Source organism: uncultured Dialister sp. (assembly GCF_937959425.1).
In the GTDB taxonomy this organism is placed as follows: Bacteria; Bacillota; Negativicutes; order Veillonellales; family Dialisteraceae; genus Dialister.
The window spans coordinates 1-5,463 of sequence record NZ_CALGPS010000189.1; the positions used below are offsets into that span (position 1 = coordinate 1).

Annotated in this window: 1 protein-coding gene; it reads right to left on the bottom strand. The window is 55.9% G+C overall.

Annotated elements, in window-relative coordinates:
* Positions 1 to 387: 387 nt before the first annotated feature.
* Entirely contained in the window at positions 388 to 5,058 is a 4,671-nt protein-coding gene (locus tag Q0482_RS07820; protein WP_299145252.1) for an EAL domain-containing protein, read from the bottom strand.
* Positions 5,059 to 5,463 lie beyond the last annotated feature (405 nt).

Below are 5,463 nucleotides of genomic sequence, written 5' to 3' on the forward strand. Positions count from 1 at the left end.
TCGTGGTCCCCCTCCGCCCCGGTGGGAAGCGTCTCACTTGGTTCTCAGGTCGCTTCGCTCCCCTACGAACCAAGTTCGCTTGCCACCTGCAGGCAGGGGGAGGCAAGTTTTAGGTGCATGGTGGTCCCCCTCCGCCCCGGTGGCAAGTTTTAGTGTATAGTCGGCTCTGCCGCTTACTCAAAAAGGCGCCCTTCTTTCTGAAAGGGCGCCTTTTTCATTTACCATTCACTATTTTTCCCACTCCGGCTTTCCGGGATCCTTCGCTGCGCTCAGGATGACGGGGAGGGGGGCTCAGTATTCTGGGAACGTGGGCGGACAGCGGATAGCGGACAACCGACAGCGGTCTCCCTGTCCACCAGCTCACCAGCACACCAGCCCACCAGCCCTCTACTTCCTTGGATTCTTTTTATCCTCATACATTTTCTCATCCATTTCAGAGATAAGGCCGTCTATGTCTATGACGGGGGCGGTGCGGCGGGCGCAGCCCAGGGCGAGGCCAAGGCCCTGGCGGCGGAGGGTTTCTTTCAGTTCTTTCATGATTTCTTCCGCCCTGTCCACTTTTTCGTTTTCCAGCACCATGATGAATTCATCGCCGCCCATGCGGAAGGCGCGGCCGGGGCCTGTGACCTGTTCCATGGCCCTGCCCAGGGCGATGAGGGCGCGGTCGCCGGCTTCGTGGCCCTGGCTGTCATTGACTTTCTTGAGGCCGTTCATGTCGCCGAAGAGGAAGGCCGCTTTCTGTCCCAGCTTAAGGTGGTGCACATACTCCATGAAGGACCAGCGGTTCATGAGGCCGGTGAGCTGGTCTCTGTGGCTCATATGATCCAGGCGGCAGATGGTGTCCCTGCTTCTAAGGAGGGAGGTAAGGAAGCGGGTGAGGGTGGCCAGGAGGGGGCTGGCTTCTTTTCTTGTCCTTTCCGAGGGGTTCACCACTTCCGTGTAGCCCAGGGATTTGCCGCCGGAAACGAGGTGGCCGGAGATGACGGTTTTGAGGCCCGGCCGGTAGGCAGCGGCGGAGAAACCGTAGGTTTCGGATACTTTTTCCACGTCATCAATAATGGCTATCTGGTCGGGGCCGAAGCGGTCATAGAGGGGCTTGGCCATATCCATGGAAACCTTCTGGTATTTATCTTTGGTAGGCTTTACACCCGGGGCGCACCATTCGTAGGTGTTTTTCACCGTGCCGTCCGGCTGTTCTTCAAAGACGCATACTTTTTCCGCTTCCAGAAACTGCCCGGCCTTGGCCAGGAGCTGCATAATGCCTTCGTCCGGCGTAGGCGCTGCCAGGGCCGCTGCCATGGCGTCATTGACTTCCACTTCCTGGAAGAGGAGGTGCTTGTCCTTCATGTCCTTTTCCGCGTAGAGGCCCAGGTTCACTGCCATTTCGAAATGGCATTCCTTCCCGTTCCAGTTGACCAGGGTGTGGTTGATGAGGTAGTCGCTCCCTGTATGGGTATTGCGGAAGGAGCGGGTGTAGAAACGGTCATGGCGGAGCCTGCCCTGGGGACACATGTCACAGGGCACCGGTCTGGCGCAGAGAAGCTCATAGCAGGTTTTCTCCCAGTAGGGATAGTTTTCCGGAAGGCCCAGGTCGCGGAGACCTGCCTCATTCACATAGAGAAGGCGATAGTTCTCCCGGTCTGCAATCATGACCTGGCATTCGCAGGTATCGAAGGCCACCCGGTCAAACAGGATGCGGTCGCTTCTGTACAGGGACTGGCCGTATCGGCTCTTTTCAGCCTCTCTCTGCCGCTCCAGGGCCAGATGGAAGAGGCTGTCCACCCCTTTGGCCTCGGAGGCCATGGCCAGGGAGTACTGCAGGAAGAGGGTGACGCTCTTCCCCGATTCTTCGTGGATTTCATGAATCTGGCCGGAAAGTTCCATCATGCGGTGCCGGATGGCGGACGTACTCTCCGCCTTCATGATCAGGAAGAACCGCCCGCCGCCCAGATGGGCCAGGATTTCCCGATGGAAGAAGAAATCGGAAATAAGGCGGGTCACCCGGTTAAGGAGCTTTCCCTTCACCTGGGAGCCATAGATTTTCCCTATCTGTACCAGTTCCGGTACGTGCATGGCAAGAAGGGCATAATTCTCCCCATGGGCTTCATAATTGGCCTGATAGGCCAGGGCATTCATGAGCAGTCCCCGGTAATTGAGAAGACCGGTTTCCGGATCCTTCATATCCGATTCCCGGTTCTCCAAAAGGAGCTTTCCGTCCCTGTCCACATCCATGAAATAGCCTGCCAGGCCTGCGATTTCATTTCCCTCATACACCGGGAACTTGGTAGCCCGGATGTGGTGGATACGCCCGTGGATGATACACTCTCCCGGCACATTTCGGGAAACCACGCCTTGGCGGAGCACCCTTTCCTCCTCATCCCGGTAACGGCTGTTGTCCACATGCCATCCCATATCCTCATCGGTCTTCCCCAGAATATCCTCCAAAGCAAGGCCGTAGGTCTTGAGGAAGGCATGACTGGCCCCCAGGAAACGGCGATCCCTGTCCTTCCAGAAGAAGCAGGCTTCCGACGTATCCAGAAGGGCCTGGAATACGGGAATCTTCTCATTCTCTCTGCTGCCCTTCCCGGAAAGAAGGCCCAGGGAAGACGCATACAGGGGCAGGATGTCCTCCCCTTCTGCGGCACTGCCTGCAGCCGTGTCTTTAATGCCCAGGAGCACATCGTCCCCCTCATCGGACTCCATGAGGGCAAAATTAAACTCCTTCCACCGGTAGCTCCCATTTTCCATGCGCAGGCGGAAAAGGCCGGTTACCGCACTGCGTCCCAATTTCCGGGCTTCCTTTTCCAGATAGGCCATGTCCATGAAAAGGTAGAACCTCTCCCTGTCTCCTTCATGGAGGAAACGGGACAGCTTCAGGAAACGGGAAACAGGAATGGTATCCCCGGTCTTGGCCAGGCGGTTCATGGACTCCATCACCTGCACCTGCCCCGTCCTCCGCTGGATCACGTAGAGACCGTCATAGACGATGAAAAGATGGCGCAGCAGCTTATCCATGTAGGCAGCCTCGGAGTCCTCTCCCTTTGGAGAAATGGCATAGTACTCATACCTTCCTCCGTACACGCCGTTTTCAAAGGCCAGGGTGGTGGCGGCGCAGTAGGCATGGCTGCCCTGGTAAATGTAATTCATGGACTCCTTCCGGTGCGTCTTCCAGGACAGACGGATGAGATCCTGCATCTGCTTCTTCACCGGAGCCGCCAAATCCAAAGCAGCGGAACCTTCCTTATATTTCACATTTATTTTTTTCGATACCTGCCGGCTGGCCTCATTTCTTAAAATGATGGAAATATTATCCCTGTCAGCCAGGAAGATGCCCGATGGCGTATCGGTAATCACATTCACCAGCCCCGCCTTTTCATAAAGCTCTGCCTCCCAGGGTTCTTCTACCGAAAGCCCCCGGGCCAGCATATCCTGATAGCTTTCCTCATAGAGAAGGGGCTTTGCATAGTACCAGCCCTGAATCATTTCACAGCCTATATTCCTGAGGAAACGGGCCTGCTCCTCCGTCTCCACCCCCTCCGCCAGGGTATGGAGGGAAAGGCGCTTGGCCATGAGGATGATGGAGCGGATAATTTCCAGTCCCTGTTCATTCAGATTTCTCATGAACATCATATCCAGCTTCAGCGTATCGAAGGGATAGGACTTCAGCACATTCAAAGTGGAATAGCCGCTGCCGAAATCATCCAGCCAGCAGTGGTACCCTGCCTTCCGGAACCGGCGCATTTCCTTCTTCAGCTTTTCCTCATTCTTCTTCAAAGCGGATTCCGTGACTTCGATATGGTAAAGACTGCGGGGTACGTGATACTTCCGCACCATGCTTTCCACAAAATCAAAAGGCTCCATCACCTCGAAATCCACAGCCGACAGATTCACCGACACCGGCGCCACAGGCCTGCCCATCTCCTTAATGTAAAGGTACTTCCGGGCCACCTCCTCAATCACAAAGGCGTCCAGCCGGTGGATGAGCTTCGACTCCTCCAGCACCGGCACAAAAAGGGAAGGCATAATCAGCCCCTTCACCGGATCCTGCCACCGGGCCAGGGCCTCCACGGCGCACACCTTTCCCGTCAGCGTCCGGACAATGGTCTGGTAATAGACCTGAATATACCCCTTCTCCAGGGCCTCCTCGAAATGGCCCAGCACATAGGCCCGATCCTCCAGATACTGTCCCATGGACCTTTCATACAGCGCAAAAGTCTTGCCGGCATCCCCCTTGATCCAGTCCGCCGCAATCTTCGCCTGGTCAAAGCCGGTACGCACATTTTTATCATGAATAATGATTTCCTGGGGATTGAAAAGATTCACCCCCACCTTCAGCCGCACCGCAGAATCCGGAATATGAGCCTCCACCTCCGCCGCCAGAGCCTTCACCCGGGAAATCACATCCTTCCGAAGGGCCAGAAGGGCAAAAGTATCCCCCGAAAGATGGGCAATCAGGGCTTTGGGGAAACGGGAACGAAGCGCTTTCGCCATCATCTGCAGCAGCTCATCCCCCTGCTTCTTGCCATAGCGGGAATTATAAACCTTGAAATTCGTAAGATTGCAGTACACCGGCACCCGGCCGCCATAGAAACCGCTTCGCTGATCATCCTCCGCTATGCGGGCCGCCGCCGTATAAAAAGCAGTCCGGTCAAGGATATGAAGGCCCTCATCGAAAAGATTCTGCTCCTGCCGGAAAGACCGGGTGCAGCAGAGGCACCATGCCTTTCCCTGCTCCCCGTCCTCATAAACACCAAGGGACCCCTCCAGAAGATTTTCCTCCCCCTGAAGATTCAAAAGCCGAAGGACAAAAGACCGATTTCCCTTCTCCTCATACCACTCCCGGATAGGCATATACCGCTCATTTCCCACCAGACGGCGGAACACACCGCCGCAAAACTCCAGAAGGGACTCCAGGGAAGAAGCGCCCGCCATATCCAGAAAAGCCTGGTTCCCATACAGAATGCGCTCCTCTCCATCCATAGAAACAAGGCAGACCCCAAAAGGCAGTCTGCCAAACATCTTATCCCGTCTGTCCTGCAAATCCTGCTCCATCATCATACACCGCCCAGTGCTGGGCCATGAGTGGATTCAAACATCCGTGGGCCCCACGCAGCAGATGTTTTTCCCTATTTGTAATAAAACTCTTTGTGTTTATTATATCACATAACATGAATGGGGATGAGGGGGCGCGGCTTCACCACAGGTTGTGTAGAAGGGTTGTGGGCTGAAAAGGTTCTTAAGATTGACCGGCCCTTTGGGGCCGGAGGGTTCGGAAGTTTGACGGGCCCTTTCGGCCCGAGGGTTGTGGTGGCGGCTGGCGCCGCAGTATAAAAAGGGGGGGCGCGGCTTCGCCGCAGGTTGTGTAGAAGGGTTGTGAATGAAAAGGTTCTTAGGATTGACCGGCCTGCGGCCGGAGGGTTCGGAAGTTTGACGGGCCCTTTCGGCCCGAGGGTTGTGGTGGCG

Excerpts from the sequence above, each read along its gene's own strand:
- Q0482_RS07820 (WP_299145252.1), bottom strand. The coding sequence starts at position 5,058 with ATGATGATGGAGCAGGATTTGCAGGACAGACGGGATAAGATGTTTGGC.